This window comes from Oceanobacillus iheyensis HTE831 (genome assembly GCF_000011245.1).
Lineage (GTDB): Bacteria > Bacillota > Bacilli > Bacillales > Amphibacillaceae > Oceanobacillus > Oceanobacillus iheyensis.
In genome coordinates this window covers 3,551,051-3,574,313 of sequence record NC_004193.1, presented here as the reverse complement: position 1 = coordinate 3,574,313, position 23,263 = coordinate 3,551,051, and the positions used below count along the sequence as shown (strand labels likewise).

General features: G+C 35.5%; 25 protein-coding genes. 21 read left to right on the top strand and 4 right to left on the bottom strand.

Translation table 11 applies throughout. From position 1 onward, the window contains the following. Positions 1-49: 49 nt before the first annotated feature. From OB_RS17510 to OB_RS17500, 3 genes are read right to left on the bottom strand one after another with little or no spacing between them, the layout of a single operon-like run. Positions 50-334, bottom strand: a complete 285-nt coding sequence (locus tag OB_RS17510) for a hypothetical protein (protein WP_011067835.1) — start codon at positions 332-334, stop codon at positions 50-52. Between the two features lie 35 nt (positions 335-369). After that, positions 370-555, bottom strand: a complete 186-nt coding sequence (locus OB_RS17505) for a DUF6366 family protein (RefSeq protein ID WP_011067834.1) — start codon at positions 553-555, stop codon at positions 370-372. Positions 556-574: 19 nt separating this feature from the next. Beyond that, positions 575-838 carry a hypothetical protein gene (locus tag OB_RS17500; RefSeq protein ID WP_011067833.1) on the bottom strand — a complete coding sequence of 88 codons (264 nt, stop codon included), beginning with the start codon at positions 836-838 and terminating at the stop codon, positions 575-577. Positions 839-1,018: 180 nt separating this feature from the next. On the opposite strand from OB_RS17500, the gene OB_RS17495 reads away from it, so the two are divergent. The 7 genes from OB_RS17495 to hprK all read left to right on the top strand — a co-directional run bounded on the left by OB_RS17495 (position 1,019) and on the right by hprK (position 7,644). Then, positions 1,019-1,312 (top strand): hypothetical protein, encoded by a 294-nt coding sequence (locus OB_RS17495; RefSeq protein WP_011067832.1) that lies wholly within the window; start codon positions 1,019-1,021, stop codon positions 1,310-1,312. 124 nt (positions 1,313-1,436) lie between these two features. Further along, positions 1,437-2,408: a CobW family GTP-binding protein gene (locus OB_RS17490; protein ID WP_011067831.1), complete on the top strand. Its 972-nt coding sequence runs from the start codon at positions 1,437-1,439 to the stop codon at positions 2,406-2,408. Positions 2,409-2,669: 261 nt separating this feature from the next. Then, positions 2,670-2,939 (top strand): 30S ribosomal protein S14, encoded by a 270-nt coding sequence (gene rpsN, locus OB_RS17485; RefSeq protein WP_011067830.1) that lies wholly within the window; start codon positions 2,670-2,672, stop codon positions 2,937-2,939. Positions 2,940-2,967: 28 nt separating this feature from the next. Then, positions 2,968-4,125: an FAD/NAD(P)-binding protein gene (locus OB_RS17480; RefSeq protein ID WP_011067829.1), complete on the top strand. Its 1,158-nt coding sequence runs from the start codon at positions 2,968-2,970 to the stop codon at positions 4,123-4,125. Positions 4,126-4,137: 12 nt separating this feature from the next. Continuing rightward, entirely contained in the window at positions 4,138-5,313 is a 1,176-nt protein-coding gene (locus tag OB_RS17475) for a GTP-binding protein (RefSeq protein WP_011067828.1), read from the top strand. Positions 5,314-5,430: 117 nt separating this feature from the next. Next, positions 5,431-6,630, top strand: a complete 1,200-nt coding sequence (locus OB_RS17470) for a GTP-binding protein (protein WP_011067827.1) — start codon at positions 5,431-5,433, stop codon at positions 6,628-6,630. A gap of 93 nt (positions 6,631-6,723) precedes the next feature. Beyond that, a complete protein-coding gene (gene hprK, locus OB_RS17465) occupies positions 6,724-7,644 on the top strand; it encodes an HPr(Ser) kinase/phosphatase (protein WP_011067826.1) in 921 nt (306 codons plus the stop codon). 390 nt (positions 7,645-8,034) lie between these two features. Here hprK and OB_RS17460 read toward each other — a convergent pair whose 3' ends face one another. Then, a complete protein-coding gene (locus OB_RS17460; protein WP_011067825.1) occupies positions 8,035-9,297 on the bottom strand; it encodes a tetratricopeptide repeat protein in 1,263 nt (420 codons plus the stop codon). Between the two features lie 199 nt (positions 9,298-9,496). On the opposite strand from OB_RS17460, the gene OB_RS17455 reads away from it, so the two are divergent. The 14 genes from OB_RS17455 (at position 9,497) to OB_RS17390 (ending at position 22,684) form a co-directional block, all read left to right on the top strand. After that, on the top strand, positions 9,497-9,871 hold the full coding sequence (locus OB_RS17455; RefSeq protein ID WP_011067824.1) for a bZIP transcription factor: 375 nt from the start codon (positions 9,497-9,499) through the stop codon (positions 9,869-9,871). 294 nt (positions 9,872-10,165) lie between these two features. After that, positions 10,166-11,374, top strand: a complete 1,209-nt coding sequence (locus OB_RS17450; protein WP_011067823.1) for an ROK family transcriptional regulator — start codon at positions 10,166-10,168, stop codon at positions 11,372-11,374. A 55-nt stretch (positions 11,375-11,429) separates the two neighbouring features. Then, positions 11,430-12,686, top strand: a complete 1,257-nt coding sequence (locus OB_RS17445; RefSeq protein ID WP_011067822.1) for a sugar ABC transporter substrate-binding protein — start codon at positions 11,430-11,432, stop codon at positions 12,684-12,686. Positions 12,687-12,720: 34 nt separating this feature from the next. Beyond that, positions 12,721-13,692 carry a carbohydrate ABC transporter permease gene (locus OB_RS17440; protein ID WP_011067821.1) on the top strand — a complete coding sequence of 324 codons (972 nt, stop codon included), beginning with the start codon at positions 12,721-12,723 and terminating at the stop codon, positions 13,690-13,692. 65 nt (positions 13,693-13,757) lie between these two features. Further along, positions 13,758-14,519: a carbohydrate ABC transporter permease gene (locus tag OB_RS17435; protein WP_081427542.1), complete on the top strand. Its 762-nt coding sequence runs from the start codon at positions 13,758-13,760 to the stop codon at positions 14,517-14,519. A 33-nt stretch (positions 14,520-14,552) separates the two neighbouring features. Further along, on the top strand, positions 14,553-15,566 hold the full coding sequence (locus OB_RS17430) for a Gfo/Idh/MocA family protein (protein WP_011067819.1): 1,014 nt from the start codon (positions 14,553-14,555) through the stop codon (positions 15,564-15,566). After that, entirely contained in the window at positions 15,563-16,534 is a 972-nt protein-coding gene (locus tag OB_RS17425) for a Gfo/Idh/MocA family protein (protein ID WP_011067818.1), read from the top strand. The genes OB_RS17430 and OB_RS17425 overlap by 4 nt, the downstream gene beginning before the upstream one ends. Before the next feature lie 17 nt (positions 16,535-16,551). Then, entirely contained in the window at positions 16,552-17,373 is an 822-nt protein-coding gene (locus OB_RS17420; RefSeq protein WP_011067817.1) for a sugar phosphate isomerase/epimerase family protein, read from the top strand. A 32-nt stretch (positions 17,374-17,405) separates the two neighbouring features. Beyond that, positions 17,406-17,756 (top strand): hypothetical protein, encoded by a 351-nt coding sequence (locus OB_RS17415; protein ID WP_011067816.1) that lies wholly within the window; start codon positions 17,406-17,408, stop codon positions 17,754-17,756. Between the two features lie 240 nt (positions 17,757-17,996). Next, a complete protein-coding gene (locus OB_RS17410; protein WP_011067815.1) occupies positions 17,997-19,898 on the top strand; it encodes a BglG family transcription antiterminator in 1,902 nt (633 codons plus the stop codon). A gap of 2 nt (positions 19,899-19,900) precedes the next feature. Continuing rightward, positions 19,901-20,353, top strand: coding sequence for a PTS sugar transporter subunit IIA (locus tag OB_RS17405; RefSeq protein WP_011067814.1), 453 nt, complete (start codon positions 19,901-19,903; stop codon positions 20,351-20,353). Next, positions 20,346-20,627, top strand: coding sequence for a PTS sugar transporter subunit IIB (locus OB_RS17400; RefSeq protein ID WP_011067813.1), 282 nt, complete (start codon positions 20,346-20,348; stop codon positions 20,625-20,627). Before OB_RS17405 ends, OB_RS17400 begins: the two co-directional genes overlap by 8 nt. Positions 20,628-20,650: 23 nt before the next feature. After that, a complete protein-coding gene (locus OB_RS17395; protein WP_231846972.1) occupies positions 20,651-21,928 on the top strand; it encodes a PTS ascorbate transporter subunit IIC in 1,278 nt (425 codons plus the stop codon). A 15-nt stretch (positions 21,929-21,943) separates the two neighbouring features. After that, positions 21,944-22,684 carry an SIS domain-containing protein gene (locus OB_RS17390; protein WP_011067811.1) on the top strand — a complete coding sequence of 247 codons (741 nt, stop codon included), beginning with the start codon at positions 21,944-21,946 and terminating at the stop codon, positions 22,682-22,684. The last annotated feature ends 579 nt before the right edge of the window (positions 22,685-23,263 follow it).

The window sequence follows — 23,263 nt, the reverse complement described above, 5'->3', positions numbered from 1 at the left end:
CACAGTTGCTATTCTTTTTTTTATAGTATTGTTAATTGGGTTCTTCATTTTAAGGTTCTTGAAAGCCATAAATGGCGATAAATACAAATAAAAGATTAACGATCAAAGCAAATGAACTTAAAAGAATCATCACCCAATTTGCTATTCCTTTTTTTAAAAAGAGAGCAAAAAGAAGACTAATAACAGTATAAATAACTGGTATGATTATTCCTACTTCCCCTTTTTGACCAAACGTAACAATTGAAAATATATCAATATAAACCGAGCTTAATAGGATATGCGAAAAACCGAGGAATAAAAATACAATCGATGCAAACAAATAAAATTTTTGCAAATGGCATTCTCCTTTTTGTTAGGATTGTATTGCTTTTAAAATACCGAAACAACGACAGCAATAAGGATAAGAGTAAGAAGGAGAATTAACGTACCTTTCCATCCCATACCACCGACGAGATCGGCTAGGTTACTGCCTTGTGAACTGCTGGCAGGATGCTTTAACTCTTCTTGTCTTAATTTTTCTCTTTGTTTTTCCGGTTGATGTTGGTCATTATCCATTTGTTTTTCTCCTCTAAATTTATGAAGTCGTTATGAATCGGTAAAACAGTTGATAAACCTTCGCGACAATGAGGACGATGACATATATAACGAGGATGTTTAGTAAAAATCCTGCCCATTGGAATCCAAAACTTCCATCTGCATAGATGACTAACCAAAATGCAGGAATGCCTAAGTATGATCCACCATTTGTGGTAACAGTTTGTAATGCTGGAATAAATGACATACTGATCATGATGGCGATGCTAATGATAAAAAGAATAAGGTACGTGATTTTTTTCATGCGAGTACTCCTCGTTTTCTTGCTGTATACAGTATATATTGGCATAAAAAAAGATGAACGTAAATCCTTCTTCTTTAAACCTTTTAAAAATATGTGGTTATTTTCTTGTAAAAAGAATAATACAATGATATAGTGGTTTATAAATCGTAATGATTACGTTTTGGGTTAAGGAGTGTTATCGTGTATAAACATGTAGATGAAGCTTTGCTTTCCAACATAATTGATGAATTACCAAAAAGAGAGAGACATATTTATCAAGCATTTATAGAAATAGAAGATATTTTGATTCAAGAGGCAGAAACTTATGAACAACTGCTAAATTTGGTTTCAACATATTCTCCTCATAAAAGAATTGCAAAGAAGTTGGGTGTGACGTTAGAAGATTTATTGGAGCAGTTAAGTGATATTGAAGAAAAAATAACAAGTAAACTAGAAACAAGGAAAACATTTCTTTATTGGAAAAGTGAATTATAAGAAAATATATCCACTAAGTACGGAATACTAAAGTTGAACTTTCCTAAGGGGTTCATATTTTTTGAGTTTTTATTCGTAATGATTACGGATATTTAATAATTCATTTAGAGGAGAATTTGAAAACATGGAGAACGATGCAAGGACGCCAGTTACTATAGTGACGGGATATTTAGGTGCAGGTAAAACAAGTTTTTTAAACCACATTCTTCACCAAACAAGTGAAAAATTGGCTATAATCGTAAACGAATATGGTGATATAGGTATTGATGATCAGTTAATAGAAAAGACAAAAGAAGAGATTATTGAAATCAATAAAGGTTGTATATGCTGTAATGTACGCAAAGATTTAATAGACACATTATCGATGCTTTTATTTACAAGAGAACAAGGAATGATTGAATTCGATAGAGTACTTATAGAAACAACTGGCTTAGCAGATCCGGCACCGATTGTCCAGACATTCCTAATGGATCCCAAAATGATTGAATCGTACGACATAGATAGTGTCTGTACGATTGTGGATAGTAAGCATATTTCCATGCATTTAGATCAGAAAGATGAATCACTTAGCCAAATAGCATTTTCAGATAATATCTTGTTAAATAAGATTGATCTAATTTCTAGTGAACAGTTAGAAAAGCTGAAAGAGAGAATAACAAAGATAAATCCGTTCGCTAATATATATGAAACAACAAAAAGTAATATTGATATAAATAAAGTGTTCAATCTCTATTCATTTGATTTAAAGGATAAATTACGAATAAGTCCAACGTTTTTACATGATACCCATCACCATCATGATAACGTGACTTCTTTATCGTTAATAGAAACAAAACCTCTAGATTTGGAAAAACTAAATCTGTGGTTCTCTTATCTAGTTCAAATACTTGGAGAAAGTTTATACCGTTACAAAGGTATTTTATATATCAATGGAAAAAGGAGAAAATATATTTTTCAAGGTGTTCATATGTTGTTTGCAGCAGAAGAACAAGCCGAATGGGGAGATATGTCACCAAGAAGCGAGATCGTATTTATCGGGAAAGACTTAAACAAGCAAAAATTGAAGGAGCAATTTCATAAATGTATTTCAAGGTAAAAAATTTTAAAAGTTTAATCGTAATCGTTACGATGTAGAAAGAAGGAATAAGATGGTTAAACACTATGATGTTCTAATCGTTGGAGCGGGAGCATCAGGAATGGTGAGGTTTTTGGGCAATCGCATTTAAATCCGTCTGCCCGAATCCTTGCGCTGGAAAAGAAGGGTTGATAAACCTCATTTCTCAACAAAGCACTACTACAAGTGCAATCTATATGGATAAAGAAAATCTAAATTTAAATTAAGAAAGGTGATAGAAGAATGGCTAAAAAATCAAAAATAGCAAAAGAGAGAAAGAGACAACAGATGGTCGAAAAGTATGCGGAACTTCGCAGGGAGTTAAAAGCAAAAGGTGACTATGAGGCAATAAGAAAATTACCTCGTGATTCTTCTCCGACTCGGTTAACTGGTAGATGCGAAGTGACAGGAAGACCTAGAGGATATATGAGACAGTTTAAAATGTCTAGAATTGCTTTTAGAGAATATGCGCATAAAGGACAAATTCCGGGCGTAAAGAAATCAAGTTGGTAATGTAGAAAGAAGGAGAGGCTCCTGTTTTATGTATAAATGGATTATTATTGGCGGAGGTGTACAGGGGTGCTCTGTAGCCTCTCGTCTACTTTTAGAGAACAAAGTAACAACAGAAGAGTTGGTTATTATTGACCCACACGCTGAGCCGTTAGAAATGTGGCAACGAATCACAAGTAAAATTGGTATGCAGTATTTAAGATCACCTGTAGTACATCATCTAGAAGCGGATCCATATAGCTTGAAGAAGTTTGCAAAGGAACATGATTTCACACAACCTTTTAAAGGAAAATATGGGCGGCCTCGTCTAGATCTATTTAATGACCATAGTTTACATCTGGTGAATGAATCAGGAGTGAGAGACTGCTGGAAACAGGGTGATGTGAATAAGCTTGTTAAGCATAAGGATGGTTGGGGAGTCAGTGTACAAGATGGCCATGTTTTCTATGGAGAGCGAGTAATCTTAGCCATAGGAGTGAATAATACACCACACTTTCCTCCTTGGGCGCAAGAATTAAAAGACAACGAGCGTATGAATCATATATTTGAATGGAAAGAAGACTTTCCTAACAGTGGGAGTTTAATCGTTGTTGGCGGTGGTATGACAGCTGCTCAACTAGCTTCCAATTTGTCAACACAAAAAGATGTTCATTCGGTTACTTTAATAAAACGTCATCCATTTCGTATCCACCGCTTTGATAGTGATCCAGGCTGGCTTGGTCCCAAGTTCTTAACCAGCTTTGATAAATTAACGAATTATAGAAAAAGGCGTGAAGTGATTCAAGAGGCTAGATATCGCGGTTCTATTACGAAGGATATCTATTTAAATGTTAAAAAACAAATAAAAGCCGGGAAATTGCATGTTTATAATGGAGAGATTGTCTCTGCAAAATTAGAAGATCAAGGGATCCAACTGACGATGAGTCAAGATGAAGTGCTATGTGGAGATGCAGTTTTATTATCTACGGGACCTGAATCTACATTACCAGGAAGAGAATGGTTGAAAGATGTCATCGACCATTTAGGTTTACCTTGTGCTCCTTGTGGATTTCCAATCGTCTCCAAAACATTAGAGTGGAAAAACGGTCTGTTTGTTGCTGGAGCTTTAGCAGAGCTTGAGATAGGGCCAGTTTCACGTAATATTGCCGGAGCGAGAAAAGCTACCGAAAGAATCGTACAAACTGCATAGGAGGTAAACCAATTGTCTAAGAGAGTACCAGTCACGGTGTTGAGCGGATATTTAGGCGCTGGGAAAACAACACTGCTGAATTATATATTAAATAATAAACAATACCTAAAAATAGCTGTCATCGTAAATGATATGAGTGAAGTAAATATCGATGCAAGTATGGTGAAGATGGGCGGATTCAGTAGAACGGAAGAAAAGCTAGTAGCGTTACAGAATGGTTGTATCTGCTGTACGTTAAGAGAAGATTTGATACAGGAAGTAGATAATCTTGCTAAACTGGATATCGATTATATCGTTATAGAATCTTCTGGTATTTCAGAACCAATTCCAGTTGCACAAAGTTTTATTTATGAGGACGAAGAATTGAAAATTAACCTTAGTGATCATTGTTGCTTGGTTACGATGGCAACGGTCGTGGACGCAAATCGCTTTTGGGATGATTATGGCTCTGGAGACAGTTTGCTAGATCGTAACCAAGAAGTAAATGAAAATGATGAAAGAGAAGTAATTGATTTACTCATCGATCAAATCGAATTTGCAAATGTAATCATAGTAAATAAAGTAGATTTAATTGATACGATACACATGGAAGAATTAATGGCAGTACTTCACCAGTTAAATCCTGAGGCACAAATAATTCAATCGGAGTACGGTGTCGTACCATTGGAATCTATACTTCATACGAGGTTGTTTGATTTTGAAAAAGCTAGCCAAGGGGCTGGTTGGATAAAAGAGTTAAATGAGGAACATATTCCAGAAACAGAGGAATATGGGATAAGTTCGTTTGTGTATCGCCGTAATAGACCTTTCCATCCACAAAGATGGAATGAATGGTTGAATAATTGGCCGAATACGATTATTCGAGCAAAGGGATTTTTCTGGTTAGCTTCAAGGAATAATGTTACCGGATTACTCTCACAAGCTGGCTCTTCACTCTCTATTCAAGGAGCGGGAAATTGGGTTGCCACATATCCAAAAGAAGAGCAAAAGTCATTAATTAAGGAAGATCCTAACCTTTTAGAGTACTGGGATAGTAAGCACGGGGACAGAATGAATGACCTAGTTTTTATTGGGATAAAGATGGATAAACAAGCAATTATGAAAGAGCTAGATTCATGCTTATTAACCGATTCGGAAATGGAATCCGATTGGAATAAATTGATCGATCCATTGCCGGCTTTTAGTTAGAAAAAATTTATAAAGTGAAGTATTTTTTTAGTGTTTTAATCGTAATGATTACGTTTTTTAGAGAGACGCAAATCCATCTAATGGGCTATTAAAATTTGAAAATCAAAGGAGAAAAATATGAAAAGAAAAATCCCAGTTACTGTGTTAAGTGGATATTTAGGTGCAGGAAAGACTACATTATTAAATCATATTTTAAATAATAGGGATAATCTTAAAGTAGCTGTCATTGTCAATGATATGAGTGAAGTTAATATCGATGCAGATCTTGTGGAAACAGGAGGTAATTTCTCCCGAACGGAAGAGAATCTAGTTGAGATGTCTAATGGATGCATTTGCTGTACGCTAAGAGAAGATTTGCTCATTGAAGTGGAAAAAATCGCAAAAAATGGAGACATTGACTATATCGTTATTGAATCATCAGGAATTAGTGAACCAATCCCGGTTGCTCAAACATTTTCTTACATTGATAAGGAAATGGGTATTGATCTTACGAATTTCTGTCGTTTAGATACGATGGTGACGGTGGTAGATGCGTATCGATTCTGGCATGATTATGAATCAGGGGATAAATTGCTTGACCGTAAACAAGCAGTAGGAGAATTAGATGAAAGAAATCTAGCAGACTTGCTTATCGATCAAATTGAGTTTTGTGACGTTTTAATGATCAATAAATGTGACATGGTGAGTGAAGAACAGCTAGAATCATTGACTAGAGTAATACAAACATTACAGCCAGATGCCAAAATTATTCAAACAAACTATAGTGAAATTAATCCAGAAGAAATACTAAATACGAATCTTTTTAGTTTTGAAAGGGCAAGTCAATCTGCAGGTTGGTTAAAAGAATTAATGGCTGGTCCAGAAGAGCATACTCCAGAAACAGAAGAGTATGGTATTAATTCTTTTGTGTATAGCAGGAGAGTTCCTTTTCATTCGGAACGTTTTTATAATTGGATTAGTCAGATGCCTATGGCTGTCGTACGTGCAAAGGGAATTTCTTGGTGTGCAACGAGAAATGATTTAGCACTTCTACTTTCTCAAGCAGGACCATCCGTATCTATAGAGCCAATATCCTACTGGGTGGACGCTTTAACAAAGCGAGAAAAAGACCGTGTTTTGAGAAACAATCCAAATTTACGAGAGGATTGGGATGAGTTATACGGTGATCGGAAAACCAACCTTGTATTCATCGGCGTAGATTTGCCTAAAGAAGTAATTATTAGAGAACTAGATGAATGCTTGTTGACTAAGGAAGAGATGGGAATAGATTGGTCAACGATGAATAATCCCTTTGTGTGGGAAGTAGGTAGTCACTAGAGTGAACCAGTTTACAGCTCCTTTCCTGTATCTTTCCCCTTCAATTCGTTATAATGAAAGGAGAGCATTAGGAACGTAGAGGAGTGCAACGGAGTGAAATCCATTCAAGTACAACAACTAGTAGAAGAATTTAATTTAGAGGTGTTAGCGGGAGAGGATCATCGAGAGCGGACAATTACAAAATCTCGCACACATCGACCGGGGCTAGAGTTTATCGGTTATTTCGATTTCTTTCCAATGGAGCGGGTGCAGATATTAGGCAAAAAGGAAATTAACTACCTCCATCAGCTAAATGAACAAGAACGAGATATCCGGATTGGGAATGTAGTAAATTATCATCCACCTTGCTTTATCGTAACCTCGGATCAAGATGGGCTTACTTATTTGAAGAAATATTGTCATGCAGAACAAATACCGCTGTTACGAACGAAAGAAGCAACGGTTGATTTTATGGCAAAAGTCGATCACTACCTTACTAGAAAACTTGCACCAGAAATTGCCGTTCACGGGGTTTGTATGAATGTGTTAGGGATCGGTATTCTGATTCGTGGAGAATCTGGTGTTGGAAAAAGTGAACTTGCTCATACATTACTTGGACGTGGGCATCGTTTAGTAGCAGATGATATCGTTGTACTAAAACGGTTAAGCCATAAAACGATTCTAGGGACGCATAATGATAAAAACAAGGAGTTTCTAGCGTTACGAAGTGTTGGTTTATTAAATGTAGTCCGAGCGTATGGTAGTAGAGCATTCCAAGATGAAACACGTATATCGCTTGATATAAAGCTGTCAAAGTGGGAAAAGGATTCGCTACATAATGAGTTGGAGTTCGAAACACAGTACCGAGATTACATGGGTGTATCTGTGCCAAGCATTGAAATTCAGCTGCAACCAGGTCGTGACGTAGCTGGATTGATTGAAGCAGCAGCAAATAATTGGTACCTACAACAGCAAGGATATAGCGCAGCAGAAGACTTTATGAATCGAATTGAATGGCAGGATGGGGATGATTAACCCCATCCTTTTTTATATTGGAACTGCTCTCTAAACCAAAAAATAGAAGAAAAGAGCGATAATTGGTTAATAGAGCGCTTCTCTAAACCATGAATCAGGAGAAAAGCGCGATAATTGGTTAATAGAGCGCTTCTCTAAACCATGAATCAGGAGAAAAGCGCAATAATTGGTTAATAGAGCGCTTCTCTAAACCATGAATCAGGAGAAAAGCGCAATAATTGGTTAATAGAGCGCTTCTCTAAACCATAAATCAGAAGAAAAGAGTAATATTTGGTGAATAGAACAGTTCTCTAAACCAAAATACAGGAGAAAAGATAAATATTTGGTGAATAGAACTGCTCTGTAGATGGAATATTCTACGCACATTCTAAATGTTACATGTTCTGAGTTCTAGAATAATGGTCCAAATTGCAGCAAAATCGCAGCAGCTAGCAATAGGATGAGTAGTGCAGTTGGCCAAGGTGCGTGTTCTTTCTCTGAAGTTAGTGTTGTTGCAGCTACTTCTTGATTTCCTACGGCAGAAGTGGATGCTATTTCCTGGGATGCTGTATCTAGAGTAGCTACCTCTAATTTTATAGTGTCCTCGTCGTTATCGGAATTCCATAAATTGAACAGCACGTTTTCCAAGTCAGTGATTGGTAGCATTGGTTGTAACTTTGCACTACTATCAGCAAATATATTACTCTGAGTTCGTGCTCGTCCCCATAACAGGGTTAATTCTGCCATGGTAAACCCGGCTTTGGAGAGTTTCGCTCTTGCTATTTGTTGACTGATATAACCCCATAGAAGGTAGATAGCAACAAGAGCCAGCCCATATCGACCTGTTAAAACGCCGAGTAACACGAATTCCGTAACAAAAAGAAGAAAAGATATAAGCATTACAGAGATATTTTCTTTAAAAACATTTCTCCATAACCACACAGCGGGAGTAGCAAAAGTATTCTGAATCACATTGTTGATTTCTCGCTTGGCTCGAACTACCGCATTCTCTGTTGGGTGAATCTTTTTGAATGAGGTTCGAATTACAGTGTTTTCTGGATCCAGTTGTCTTGCTTTGTTGATTAATCTCTGTGCTTTTTTATATTTTCTCCTGTCATAGGCGATGAGTGCAAATCGGTTTAAAAAAGCAGGGTTATTTGGTTCCTTTTTTAATGCTATCTCTTCGTGTTCCTGTGCTTCTTTATTCTCTTTTAAAAAGTAAAGCATATATGCGTAATAAGCGTAGTATTCAGCGTTATCCGGATTCAAACGAATGGCTTCTTGATAAGACTTTTTCGATTGATGAAAATCCACATTTAAATGAATGAGCGCATGCATAAAATGAAAATAATCATTGCTTGGGTAAAGCTGAATGGCGGTTTTGGTGAGGTTCTTCCATTTTGCTTGTTGTAGTTCAGTCTCATGGTAAAAAGCAAGCGCAATTGTTAAAGCTTCCTCACTTTCTGGAGCTAATTCATATGCTTGATTAGCCCAGGATAGCGCTTCTTCTTGTTCATTTATGTAGTAGTGGTGTAAAGCTTTTAATACATAACCAATTGGGCTATTAGGTTGGGAAGTTATTGCTTCTTCTGCAAAAGCAACCGATTGTTCTATTTTCTCGTTCAGGACGAGTGTTTTTAGGTGTGCAATCTTAGTAATGTTCGTATCTGTCATCGAATCATCCTTCATAAAAATATCATTTTTTTGAATAAATCTAATTTTATTGTAGCTAATTATCCATAAGTTGGCTATGAAAATTGCAAACAACCTTATAATTATAATCAGAATATTATGAATTAAGCACGGATTTGTTTTCCTATTACATACATTAGTTAATATGGTTGAGCTATTATGTGATAAAGGAGTAGGGCGAATGGCGAAGACAGAAAACGCAAAGCAACCGTTTTACAAAAACATTTGGATCTGGTTCGTGGTAACGGTTGTAGCAGCTTTTGGGATTACATTTTTCGTGATGGACGACTCTTCAGAATTAGAAGCATTAGAAGAGAAGAATACGTCATTGCAAGAAGAGAATAAAGCGTTAGAAGAGAAAGTAAATCTTCTCGAGGGTGAAAACAGTGGTCTGGAAGAAACGTTGCTAACGTTAGAGGAAGAGAATAGTTATCTCGTTAGTGATAATGAATTATTGTATAGTGATATTACGTATTTAGTGGAGTATGTTGGGGAGTTAGAAGCAGCTTTAAATGAAGCTTATGAAATTATCGAGTCGTATGAAGCGAATAATTAAAAATGATAACAAAAATGACAGGTGACTTAAGGTCGCCTGTTATTTTTGTTTGAAAAAGACACTAGTAAAAAACTATCAATTATTAATTTTTTAACAATTTAATATTTACAAAAAAGTAAGAATATAATATCATACTTAATAAAGTCACTGGACAAAGTAAGTGCTAAATTTTGGTTAGTTTTTAGAGAAAAACATAAATAATACGGATAAGTTACAAATTATAAAATGATACGCTTCAATATTTTTAAAACTAATTTCAACCAAAAAATAAAGTTTAAAAAGAGGTTAAATATTGTGTCTAGAACAGGGAATTTAAAATTGATACAAGAATTAAATAGGTCATTAATTTTAGATACGATTAGAAAGAAAGGTCCTATTTCAAGAAGTGATATAGCAAAAAAACTAACGATTAGCCCTACTACTGTTACCACTGCTGTTAGCGAATTAATCGAAGGAAAGATAGTATATGAAGATGGTGTTGGGAATTCAAATGGCGGTAGAAAACCAGTATTACTCCGTTTTAATCCTGATACACATTCTATTATAGGAGTATCTATCACAAATTCGAAAATAAAAATTGCAGAAATGAATTTAGAAGGAAAGGTTAAAAAAAAGAGTGTAGAGATAACTAATAATGAACAAGGTGAAGATATTATTAAGCTTGTAATAGAGACTTTAAAAACTTTTATCAAAAATGAGAAGGTTAATTTGGACTATTGTGAAGGTGTCTCTATTATTACACCAGGAATTGTGAATTCGGAAGAAGGGTGCATTTCATATAATTCACATCTTGGCTTATATAATATCCCTCTTAAGAAGATGGTTGAATCCACCATTGGTTTACCAACATTTCTTGAAAATGATGTTAATGCGTTTGTATCTGCTGAGAGTTATTTTGGTTCTTATAATCATTACAATAGTATTTTATTTTTAACGATTGGAGATGGTATTGGTTCAGGAATTATGATTAATGACAGTATTTATAAGGGTTACAAGGGAAGTGCTGGTGAGATAGGACATACAACAGTCGTTCCAGGGGGGATTAAATGCAAGTGTGGAAATAGTGGATGTGTAGAGAATTATGTAAATTGGCCTTCCATTCATTCTCGAATTGTATCAGCAATAATTACTAAAGGACGTGATACGTTAATTAAAAATTATATTGGAAATGACTTTACTAAGATAACACCAGACATGTTTGTTTTGGCTATTCGTGAAAATGACGAGTTATGTAAGGAAATAATGGACGATATGGTTAATTATCTATCTATCACTATTGTTAATGCTATTCATACGCTAAGTCCTGAATTAATTATTTTAAGTGGAGCTATTATTCATGGAAATCAGGTGTTTATAGATCAATTACAGGAGGAGGTAAAGAAAAGATTATTACCTATTATTAGGGAAGATGTTAACTTCCAAAGTACTTCATTAGGACCTGATTTTGATTTATTAGGGGCTGCTTCTGTAATTTTACAGGGACGTTTTCGATTTCAATTGTAAGAATGGGTAAAAGATAATGAATTCAGGAAACATAATAAAATTTTGGAGGTATATCATGAAAAAATTAACTATTCTAATTGTATTGTTAATGGTTGGTTTCTCCTTGGTGGCATGTAGTAATTCTTCAAGTGGTAAAGATAAAAACACATTGGAAATAGCACTATGGGATGAAAACGCTAGTGAAGCGGTAGATGCATCCATAGAAGCATTTAAAAAAGAAAATCCAGACATTGAAGTTAAAGTAACATATACTCCTTTTGCTGAATATTGGACAAAACTAAGAACAAGCTTAGGTGGAGGAAGTGGTCCAGATATTTTTTGGATGAATGGTCCTAACTTTTATGAATACGTGGATTCTAATTTAATTGAAAATTTAGAAACATATATTGATGATGACCCGCAGTTTGCAAAAGAAAACTATTATGAAACCGTTTTAGATCTGTACTCTTTTGAAGATGAATTGTATGCAGCTCCATATTTTGTAGATTCTATTGGGTTATTCTACAACAAGAAATTATTTGATGAGGCAGGTGTACCGTATCCTGATGATTCTTGGACTTGGGAAGATATAGAAATGTATGGCGAAGAGTTAACAAATAAGGAAGAGAATATCCATGGTTACGTAGCAAGAATTACAGAAAACCAACAAGGTTATTATAATATAATCCCTCAAGCGGGTGGCTATATAATCAACGAAGATAAAACGCAGTCTGGGTTCAATACACCGGAGGCTAAAGAAGCTTTTACATTCTTACAAAATTTAATAGATAAGGGGATTTCACCAACTGTTCAAAATCAAATCGAAACAAAGGCAACACAAATGTTTATTTCTGAGAGAGTAGCTATGTTACCGGAGATATCTGTACATGCAGCGGAGTTCCATAAAGAACTTGGAGATGACTTAGGTGTTGCACCTCTGCCAGCAGGTAAGGAAGAGGGTTCTGTTATACATGGTATCGGGTGGGCTATGAACTCAAAATCGGATAATAAAGAGCTATCATGGGAATTAATTAAAAGCTTATCTGGTGAAGAAGGAATTACAACTATGGCAGAGACAGGATTTTCCACTCCTGCACATAAAGAAGCGAGTCAAATTTGGTTAGATTCTATACCTTCTATAGATTTGCAAGTATTTTTAGATGCGCATGATATTGGTGTGCTTTACCCAATATCTAAGAATGTAGCAGAATGGCAAGATGTTGAGACGAAAGAAATACAAAGCGCATTCTTAGGTGAACAAACAATAGATGAAGCTTTAGAAAAGGTATCTGAACAAATGAATAAAGTTTTAGAAGCCGAAAATATGGAATAAGTAAATGGATGTATAGGGAAGGAGGAAAATAAAATTGGAATTACCATCAAATTCCGATAAGCATATTAATCCATATCAACAAGGTGAGAAGCAGAAGTTAAATCCAAGTCCCAAAAAGTCTAAAAAACTTTTTACAAAAGAGGCGATGGTTGCCTATCTATTTATTGCTCCTACTTTATTGGGATTGTTTATCTTTTATATATTGCCTGCATTAGGATCATTTGTATTATCATTTACAAATTGGGATGGGATTAATACTCCTGAGTTTGTAGCATTAGATAACTTTATTTTAATGATTCAGGATCCATTATTTATGAGATCTATTATTAATACAGCGGTTTTCACTCTTTTGTCTGTTCCTCTATCTATTATGTTTGCAATAATAATTTCATTATTGCTAAATCAAAAAATCAAAGGAATGGTATTTTATAGAACACTTTACTTTTTACCAGTTGTAACTATGCCTGTAGCAGTAGGTATGGTGTGGAAGTGGTTGTACAATACAGAGTATGGAATTGTAAACCATATTTTAGGGATTTTCAATTTACCACAACCCGCTTGGTTGTTCGATCCAAATATTTCTTTAATATCTGTAATTATTGTCTACGTTTGGATGACAGTTGGGAATAACGTGATATTAGTTCTTGCTGGTCTACAGGGAATTGAGAAGTCTTATTATGAAGCAGCACAAATAGATGGTGCTTCAAAAACGAAGCAATTTTTCAAGATAACATTACCATTATTAACACCAACGTTATTTTTTGTGTTAATAACAGGAATGATAAGTTCATTACAAGTATTTGATTTGATTTTTGTAATGATTGGTAATACAACAGCTTTATTAGAACCATTGAGAACACTTGTTTATGGAGTATATGAATTTGGTTTTAAATATGGTCAAATGGGAGTTGCTTCGGCCCAAGCGTTGATTTTATTCTTAACCATCCTTTTAGTAACCATTGTACAATTTATCTTTCAAAAGAAGTGGGTACATTATGATGCTTGATAAAGAGGTGAATAGAAGTGCGATCTATTGGTAAACACAGTGTTTTAATTATAGGTTCATTCCTTATGATAATTCCTTTTTTATGGATGGTGTTAACTTCCTTTAAAACATACGGAGAATCAATGCAAGTACCGCCTACTATATTGCCTAGTGAATGGAACTTTAATAATTATGTCAGTGTATTTCAAAGTGTAGACTTTCTTCAGTATTATATCAATACACTTATTGTCACTGTAGGTAGAACATTAGGACAACTATTTTTATGTTCGTTAGCCGCTTTCGCATTCGCTAGATTAGAATTTCCGGGAAAAAATATAATATTTTTATTAATTTTATCTGTTCTGATGGTTCCCTTACAGGTTATTCTTATTCCTAATTTCGGAATAATTACTCAATTTGGGTGGGTTGATACTTTTTATGCATTAATTATACCGGGGGTATTTAGCGCATTTGGGGTGTTTCTGTTAAGACAATTTTTTATGGGGATTCCTAAAGAACTTGATGATGCAGCGAAAATTGATGGATGTTCTTACTTCGGTATTTATTGGAGGATTATTTTACCAAATGCAACTCCGGCATTAACAGCGTTAGGGATATTTACGATTTTAGCTGCATGGAATGACTTTTTGTGGCCATTGGTAATGACAAACTCTGAGGGTATGAGAGTATTATCCGTTGGCATATCAAATTTTCAAGGTCAATATTCTACTGACTATCCCCTATTAATGGCTGGTGCAGTATTATCTACCATTCCAATGTTGCTGATGTTTATATTCTTACAAAAATACTTATTAGCTGGAATTGCATTAGGTGGGGTCAGAAGATAGTCTATAAGTTTAATTAAATGGAGGTTTTAGAAAATGCTTAATGTATTAGTTATCGGTTCGGGTACGATGGGGGGAACACATGCTAATGCTTATTCCAACTTACCCAATGTGAATCTTGTTGGAATTGTAGATGTGCAGTTGGAGAAAGCGTCGTTATTAGCTAAGGAACTAGGAACCAATTCGTATAAGACATATGAAGAGGCTATAGAGGAAATCGGAGAAGTAGATATTGTATCTATATGCTTGCCTACGCCTCTTCATTTGGAATTTGTTAAAAAAATCGCAGATACCAAGACTCATATTATTTGTGAAAAACCTTTAGCCAGAACATTAGAAGACGCTAAGGAGATAATAGACTATTGTAATTCCAAAGGTGTGAAGTTATTTGTAGGACATGTAGTACGCTTTTTTAAAGAATATAGTCGAGCAAAACAGTTAATAGAGGGTGGAAAGATTGGAAAGCCTGCGGTTGTTAATACAAGTAGAATAGGTGGTTTTCCTGATGCTTCAAATGACTGGTACTCAAATTATTCAAAAAGTGGTGGGTTAGTTCTAGATATGATTATTCATGATTTCGACTTCTTGAGATGGTGTTTTGGAGAAGTTGATCATGTATATGCTAAAAGTTCAAAAGGAAGAGTTAATTCTAAGTTAGAGTACGCTTTAGTAACTTTAAAATTCAATAATGGAGTTATCGCTCATGTTGAAGGATCTTGGGCACATCAAAAGTTTACTACTAAATTTGATATTGCAGGAACGGAAGGAATATTAAATTATGATAGTTCGAAAGTGAGTCCAGTCTTTAAGAGTATCAAAGAGTTGGAAGGATCTCATACAGGAGTAGCAGTGCCTGAAAGTCCTTTAAAAGCAACTCCTTATCAGATTCAATTAGAACATTTTATAAATTGTGTTATTGAAGAAGAAAAACCGATTGTAACAGCAATAGATGCATATAAAGCCATGGAAATCGCTCTAGCGGCCCTTAAGTCAATTGATACAGGAAAGGTTGTAGAAATCTCGAATAAAGAAATGGGGATTTTATTATGAAAATAGGAATTATTAGTTTCGCACATTCTCATGCACATAGCTATGCACATGCATTGCAATCAATAGAAAACATTGAAATTGTTGGCATATATGATGACAACAAAGAGAGGGGGAATGAGGCTGCTCGTAAATATTGTTCTAATTATTATGATAACCTGGAGCACTTCTTACGTCTCCCATTAGATGCGGTAATTATTGCTTCAGAAAATGCAAAGCACCATGAACATACTATAGCAGCTGCCAATAAAGGAATTCATATATTATGTGAGAAACCTATAGCTACTACTGTAGAACATGCTCGTGAAATGATTGATGTATGTAAAAAAAATAATGTTCTCCTGCAGATCGCTTTTCCGGTCCGTTTTAGCACACCTGTTGGTAAAGGAAAAGGAATCATTAATTCAGGAGAGATCGGTAATATTGTAGCCATAAAAGGCACTAATCGCGGAACGAATCCTGGAGGATGGTTTGTGAATAAAGAGGATTCTGGTGGTGGTGCCGTTATGGACCATACTGTTCATGTGGTTGATTTATTAAGGTGGTATATGAACGCCAATGTTAAAGAAGTCTATGCAGAAATAGGGAATTTAATATCCGAAGATGAGATAGATGATTCTGGAATTATCACTATGGAATTTGATAATAATGTCTTCGCCACACTTGATTGTAGTTGGTCAAGAAATGACTCATTCCCTACATGGGGAGATGTTACGTTAGAATTTATTGGAACAAAAGGTACGTTATCCATTGACGCTTTCTCTCAAAAAACAGATGTATACTCAAATGATGGAGCTCATTGGGATTTCTGGGGAGATGATATGGATGCGATGTTAGTAGAAGATTTTATAAATAATGTAAAAAGTAATAAAAATCCAAGTATAACTGGTGAGGATGGTTTAGAGGCTTTAGAGGTTGCTCTAGCTAGTTATGAATCTTCTAGTAGAAAACAACCAGTAGAGGTAAATTAGTTAGAAGGAGTGAAACAATGCGAAAAGGTATAAACCAATGGTGCTATCCCGAAGGTACTCCTATAGAAAAAGTTTTCTCATATAGTAATCAATCAAATTTTCATGCAGTTGAATTAAACCTTTCTATGAATGGCCCAGGATTAACAATGGAGACAACTTTGTCAGACGTGAGGAAACTAAAAGAATTAGCATCCAATTATTCTATTCAATTAAATAGTGTATCAACCGATTTGCTATGGAAATATCCACTCTCACATACAGATAAAGTAATACGAGAAAAAGGCAGAGCTGTAATTGAAAAACAATTGGAATTTGCAGCTGAATTAGGGGCAAATACTATTCTTGTTGTCCCAGGTATCGTCAATGGAGAAACAAATTACAAGGATTGTTATGATAGGAGTCAAGAAGTAATAGGTAAATTAATTCCACTAGCAGAAGAAAAGAATGTGACGATAGCTATCGAGAACGTGTGGAACAAGTTCTTATTGTCACCACTGGAAATGGCAAGTTATGTTGATTCTTTTTCATCTAAGTACGTAGGTGTCTATTTTGATGTAGGAAACGTGCTGCAATTTGGTTACCCAGAACAATGGATAGAGATATTATCTTATCGTATAAAAAAAGTCCATGTGAAAGATTTCGATACAAAGGTAGGAAATATTAGTGGTTTTGTACCTTTATTAGCTGGAGATGTTAATTGGAGAAGTGTGATCCAATCATTAAATGATATCGGTTATATGGATACGTTGACAGCGGAATTAACTCCATATGACTTTGGTCCAGATTTGTTAGCAAGAGAAACATCTCGTAGTTTGGATATTATTATTGAAGCTGGCTAAGGTAACTCTTTCTAAGCGGGAGTGACTAGTGAATGCGAAAAGCGATTCTTTTAATGTTGATTCTAATCATCTCCTTATTTGGTTGCAGACAAGAAGAAGTTTCACGTGAAACAGCAACGGTCCAGTTTGCATTATTCGATCGTGCTTCTGAGCCGATATATGGTATCATCACAGTTGTAACGGAAGCTTTTGAAGGTGAACCGGTATCGGATATTGGGATGGTAATCGAGGGAAAGCCAACGAATCATATTGTAAAAGCGGAGTTAACGATTGGAATAATGTATCATTTTTCGTTTCAACAAAATGGAAATGTCATTCACGAAGAAGAGGTAAGAGTAGCTGAATCTGAAGAGGAAAATATGTATACGATTTTAATAGAATAAACGTTTGTAAAGCCTTGTTACTAGTGTAGCAAGGCTTTTTTTGGGATATATTGCTATAGATAATTTACATAGAACCGTAATATATTGGATTTATAAAGCTGTTGTTAATCAATACATCTGTTTAAAGGACGAACTTCCAATATAAATAACAGCTCTGCTCTTTTTTTACCACAGTTGTGTTAATTTTCGTTCTTTAGGTAAATAAGAAGTAATAATAAACTAAGCTTAAAGGTGATGAACATGTTATCTACGAGACAAAAACAATTACTTACCAAGCTTATAGAAACACATCAGTATATGACCGTGGACTTTTTGGCAAAGTGGTTGGAAGTTAGCCCGAAAACGGTTCGCAATGATTTAGATACGTTAGCTAGCCTTCTTGATGAAATGGGTTGCTCTCTCACACGAACTCCAGGAAAAGGTGTTGTTCTTCATGCCAATAGTGAAGTAAAAGAAGAACTTATGGAATCATTGGAATTAGCGACGTCATTAGTCGATAAGAATGTCCAGCTTACCATGGTGAGCTTATATGTCTTAATGACAGAAAATGTAACGATTCAAAAAATAGCTGACGAATTTTATCTCAGTCGATCTAGTGTTCATCAGATTCTTTTAGAAGTAGAAGAATTGCTTGATCCTTATAATTTACAGCTCACGAAGGAAGTAAGAAAAGGCCTGTTTATTCATGGTACAGAAAGAAGTAAGCGAAAAGCTGTATTTTATTGGTTATCGAGTAAATGGGTAGATGTAGATGCGGTATGTAGCTGGCTTCCGATGGATATTAACGAACAACAGACCATTGCTAGTTGGATTTGTTCCTGTGAAAACGAAAGAGGCGTGATGTACAGTGAGGAATCCAAACGACATTTATCGTTATTCTTCATTTGGTGGAAACACCGTGTGGATAGTGGTATATCCGTGTTTATTCCGAAGAAACATCGTATTCATAACCCAATTATTGGTGAAGTGGATGACTATCTTAATCAAATGACTGGTGAACCGGAATTGATGGAGAACGAGAAGAATTTTATCCATCAGGTTTTTGACCAACTCAAAGTGATTGCTTATAAATTTGAGGCAGATGATTTGGATCACTATAAGCGAGAGCACGCGTTCACATTGTATCTCATTCAGGAGATTTCCAAAATACTAGAAGTCAATCTAGCGTCAGATAAGAAATTAATGAATGACTTAATGTACCATGCAAAATCTGCGTTTTTACGAATGGAGCAAGGGGCAGAAATCGATAACCCTTATACCGAGGAAATTAAAATTCGCTATCGTGCCATTTATGAGATGGTACATCAGATTACGACGGATATGGGTTATGAAATGGTCGCTGCAGAAGTAGCTTATATAACGATGCATATTAGTTCTGCTTTTGAGCGAAGCGGCAATAAAAAATATTTACCCAATGTAATTGTCGTATGTACGACTGGGCTAGCTACTTCTTCAATTTTAACAACGAAGTTAGAACATATTGAACCAGGATTTCATCTGGTGAAAGTTGTAAGTTCTCAAGAAGTAGATGAGGAGTTAGCTTTAGATAATATTGATTTTGTTTTGACGACCAGTAAATTATCGATTGATGGTGCCGGTGATACGAAAATCTATCGTGTTAGCCCATTGTTATTGGATGACGAGAAAGCAAAAATTCAGCATGAAGCGCATAAAGTCGTAAATCGAAAACAGCTGCAACGTTTTAATGAAGTGTACCAACATGCAACGTCGATTGTGCCGACCTTATTTGATGAACATGTTCACTTTAGTAACACTAATAATTGGCATGAGGCTATAAGCCTTGCTGCTGCACCATTGTTAGAGGCTGGATATATCAAACAAGGGTATATACAGGAAATGATTATGTCTGTGGAGCGTAATGGGACGTATATGGTTTTTCTTCCAAAGATCGCATTCGTACATGCGAGCCCTGAGAACGTTATTAAGGAAGGGATAAGCATGACGGTTTTTGAAAACGACATGATATTTGGGTCGAAAAACCCGGAAGAAGTCAAAATCATTATCGTACTTGCCATTAAAGAATCACATAACCAAGACTTTTTACAACTTTATAGATATTTAGAGAATCAAGCGGTTTTCGAAAAACTTATAGACAGCAACAATCAAGAGTGGAGGAAGTAATATTGAAGCAACTACGAAAAAATCATATATCTATACTAACAGAAGCAAAAGATTGGCGAGCTGCCATTGAGTTATCAGGACAATTACTTGTTCATTCAGGTGCAGTAACAGAGCAATATGTAGAAAGTATGATTGCTTCTGTAGAAGATAATGGACCATATATTGTAATCGCTCCCGGAATTGCCATTGCGCATGCCAGACCAAATGAAAGCGTGAAAGAAAATGCATTGGCATTGGCCATTTTTAAGGAACCAGTAGCATTTCATAGTAAAGAGAATGATCCAGTTGACCTCGTGTTCTCTTTCTCTGCAAAAGGTGATGAATCTCATCTTAAAATGATTGAGCAACTATCTATGTTTTTAATGGAAGAGGAGCAAGTGAATGCATTAAGAAATGCTTCAACTATTGAAGAAGCATATCAAATCATATCAAAAGGAGATGAAGGAAATGAGTAAATTAAAAATAATGACAGTATGTGGGTTTGGATTAGGATCATCCATGGTATTAAAGATGAACCTAGATAGTGTATTAAAAGATGTTGGGATTGAGGCGGATGTATTTACAGGAGATGTAAGTTCTGCAGTTGGAACAAGCTGTGATTACATTTTTACTAGCAGTGAATTAGCAAATAACTTAAAAACTTCTGCAACAACACCTGTAGTAGTAATCAATAGTTTTGTTAATAAAGAAGAGATAAAAGAAAAGGTGCTACAAGAATTACAAAGCTAATCACCATATAAAAGGGGGATAAAATGATGGAATCCGTAATGAATTTTGTAATTGAAATTATTCGTGAGCCAGCAATATTTCTAGGATTAATTGCATTAACGGGTCTATTGCTGTTGAAGAAGGATATTTCGACCATTGTATCAGGTACAGCAAAAACGATTATTGGTGTAGTGATTTTAACTCAAGGTACGAATATTCTAGTAAGTTCGATTGAGCCATTAACAGCAGGATTTAACCTCATGTATGACATTCAGGAAACCGAAGTGAATCCAGCACTTGGCTCTGATCAAGTACTGAGTCAATATGGTACACAAATTGGGATTGCGATGCTAGCTGCGTTTGCAATTAACTTATTGGTAGCTCGATTTACGAAGATTAAGCACGTATTTTTAACGGGGCACATGCTATTCTGGTTCCCATTTATATTCGTAGCTGTTGGAGTGGAAAACAACTTAAGCAATGTTCAACTAATTATTTTTGCATCGATTATGACGGCATTATATATCATTATTGCACCAGCATTATTACGTCCGTTCGTTCGAAAAGTAACTGGATCCGATGACTTTATTATTGGACATCCAACGACAATCCTGAGCTTAATTGCTGGAGGAGTTGGAAAGCTATTCGGTACAAAGGGAAGGTCTTCAGAGGATATTAAATTCCCTAAATCCACGGAGTTCTTACGTGAAATTAGTATTACTTCTTCCATAACGATGTTTCTTGTTTATCTTGTCGTAAGTATCATTATCGGGTTTGATACAGCAACAGAAGCGTTTGCTGCGGAACAAAACCTATTTATCTATAGCTTAATGCAAGGGGTATTATTTGGTGCAGGCTTAACGATTTTATTACTTGGTGTACGCATGATGCTTGCAGAAATTATTCCAGCATTCCAAGGGATTTCACAGAAGTGGATTCCAAATGCGGTACCTGCTTTAGACGCGCCTATTTTATTCCCATATGCACCGAATGCAGTATTAATCGGTTTTATCGTATCGATGGTTACCTCGGTTGCAACCATATTTATTACAGGTAGTCTGGGAATCTTTAGCTTTGTTATCGTCCCACTTACCATCACATGTTTCTTTGAAATTGGAACTGCAGCAATCATTGGTAATGGAACTGGCGGATTAAAAGGTGCTATTGCCGGATCTGCAGTTGCTGGGGTTGTCATGATTCTTCTTGTAGGATTATCGGTACCGATTCTTAATGGAACCATTGCCGATTGGATTGTGATCTTTGGAGGAAATGACTTTTCTCTATGGGCATTTATGACGGATTGGATTGCCAAGTTATTCTGATAGGGAGGTGAACGCATGACATATATGAAAGAGTACTACACAAAGATTATCGAGGCACTGAACACCATTTCCGAAAAAGAAGATAAAGAGATTGCTAGTGCTGCAAAAAGCATGGCTACTGCTGTAATGAATGGTAACTCGATTTATTTATTTGGAGCATCGCATGCGGGTATCATTGCTGAGGATGCGTTTTATCGAGCGGGAGGATTTGCATTATTCAATCCGATCTTCAGCCCTAGCTTGATGTTGAATGTAGAGCCTGTTACACAGACAAGTAAGCTCGAACGTTTAGAAGGTTACGGAGACATATTGTTAGATTCCAAACCTGTGAAAAAAGGAGATATCCTCTTTATCCACTCTGTTTCTGGTAGAAATGCCGTAGCTATTGATATGGCATTAACGGCGAAGGAAAGAGGGATGGGAGTCATCTGCTTAACGAATCTAGAGTATTCGAAGCAAGTTACCTCTCGACACTCGTCAGGATATCGACTGTTTGAGTTAAGCGATACCGTTATTGATAATGGTGGAGAGCCAGGAGATGCAGTCGTGTCGATTGATTTACTTACGCAAAAAGTAGCGCCAATTTCTACGATTGTAGGCAGTTATACAATTCATTCGATTGTGCTAAAGATGATAGAAATATTTGAGGAAGCTGGAACAGATATTCCTATATTCCGAAGCGCGAATATCGATGGTGGAGATGACTATAATTCTCAGCTATTTGAAAAATACAAAGATCAGATTCATTATATGTGATAGGGGGGAAGCCAGGGCAGATAGGTGCTCTGGCTTTGTTATATTCGAGAATATAACAATAATATTTTGAATGTGATTGAATTTGTATGTCCATCTCTACCCCAACAAGTTTTTTTCTGGGAAAGCGTGTATTGAACAATTATAAATAATTGCTAGAATGAGAGTATCATGATATTGGTGGTGACAGTAAGGTGAAAACTCAAGTTAAAACTAAAAAAGGTGCTTATCGTTTTACATTTGGTATTTTTGTAGGAGTGTTTGCAGTAGGTGTGATAAATAAAGTAATCTCTATATGGTTCTAAAATTGGATATTAGGCAGGAATCTATCTAAAAAACAGGTGAAAAAGTGAGCTATGTTTATCTGTTTTTTTAGTATTATAATTTCACCAAGTAGCTTTATTTTTTTAGGAAAGCGTGTCATATTAGTAATAACAACGTTGTTATTAGAGTGAACAAAATGAATGAATATCAAGTTAAATCCAATCAAATTACTTTAACATTGCACTGGATGATATTCCTTTGTTTGTGAAAAAAGGATCAACTATCCCAATGTATGACGATGATTTAAAAGTAGTCGAA

Coding starts and splice junctions, on each gene's coding strand:
- OB_RS17435 (WP_081427542.1), top strand. CDS start 13,758: ATGATAATTCCTTTTTTATGGATGGTGTTAACTTCCTTTAAAACATAC.
- OB_RS17395 (WP_231846972.1), top strand. CDS start 20,651: ATGATGGAATCCGTAATGAATTTTGTAATTGAAATTATTCGTGAGCCA.
- OB_RS17410 (WP_011067815.1), top strand. CDS start 17,997: ATGTTATCTACGAGACAAAAACAATTACTTACCAAGCTTATAGAAACA.
- OB_RS17480 (WP_011067829.1), top strand. CDS start 2,968: ATGTATAAATGGATTATTATTGGCGGAGGTGTACAGGGGTGCTCTGTA.
- OB_RS17500 (WP_011067833.1), bottom strand. CDS start 838: ATGAAAAAAATCACGTACCTTATTCTTTTTATCATTAGCATCGCCATC.
- OB_RS17415 (WP_011067816.1), top strand. CDS start 17,406: ATGCGAAAAGCGATTCTTTTAATGTTGATTCTAATCATCTCCTTATTT.
- rpsN (WP_011067830.1), top strand. CDS start 2,670: ATGGCTAAAAAATCAAAAATAGCAAAAGAGAGAAAGAGACAACAGATG.
- OB_RS17420 (WP_011067817.1), top strand. CDS start 16,552: ATGCGAAAAGGTATAAACCAATGGTGCTATCCCGAAGGTACTCCTATA.
- OB_RS17400 (WP_011067813.1), top strand. CDS start 20,346: ATGAGTAAATTAAAAATAATGACAGTATGTGGGTTTGGATTAGGATCA.
- OB_RS17470 (WP_011067827.1), top strand. CDS start 5,431: ATGAAAAGAAAAATCCCAGTTACTGTGTTAAGTGGATATTTAGGTGCA.
- OB_RS17455 (WP_011067824.1), top strand. CDS start 9,497: ATGGCGAAGACAGAAAACGCAAAGCAACCGTTTTACAAAAACATTTGG.
- OB_RS17430 (WP_011067819.1), top strand. CDS start 14,553: ATGCTTAATGTATTAGTTATCGGTTCGGGTACGATGGGGGGAACACAT.
- OB_RS17390 (WP_011067811.1), top strand. CDS start 21,944: ATGACATATATGAAAGAGTACTACACAAAGATTATCGAGGCACTGAAC.
- OB_RS17460 (WP_011067825.1), bottom strand. CDS start 9,297: ATGACAGATACGAACATTACTAAGATTGCACACCTAAAAACACTCGTC.
- OB_RS17505 (WP_011067834.1), bottom strand. CDS start 555: ATGGATAATGACCAACATCAACCGGAAAAACAAAGAGAAAAATTAAGA.
- OB_RS17490 (WP_011067831.1), top strand. CDS start 1,437: ATGGAGAACGATGCAAGGACGCCAGTTACTATAGTGACGGGATATTTA.
- OB_RS17425 (WP_011067818.1), top strand. CDS start 15,563: ATGAAAATAGGAATTATTAGTTTCGCACATTCTCATGCACATAGCTAT.
- OB_RS17445 (WP_011067822.1), top strand. CDS start 11,430: ATGAAAAAATTAACTATTCTAATTGTATTGTTAATGGTTGGTTTCTCC.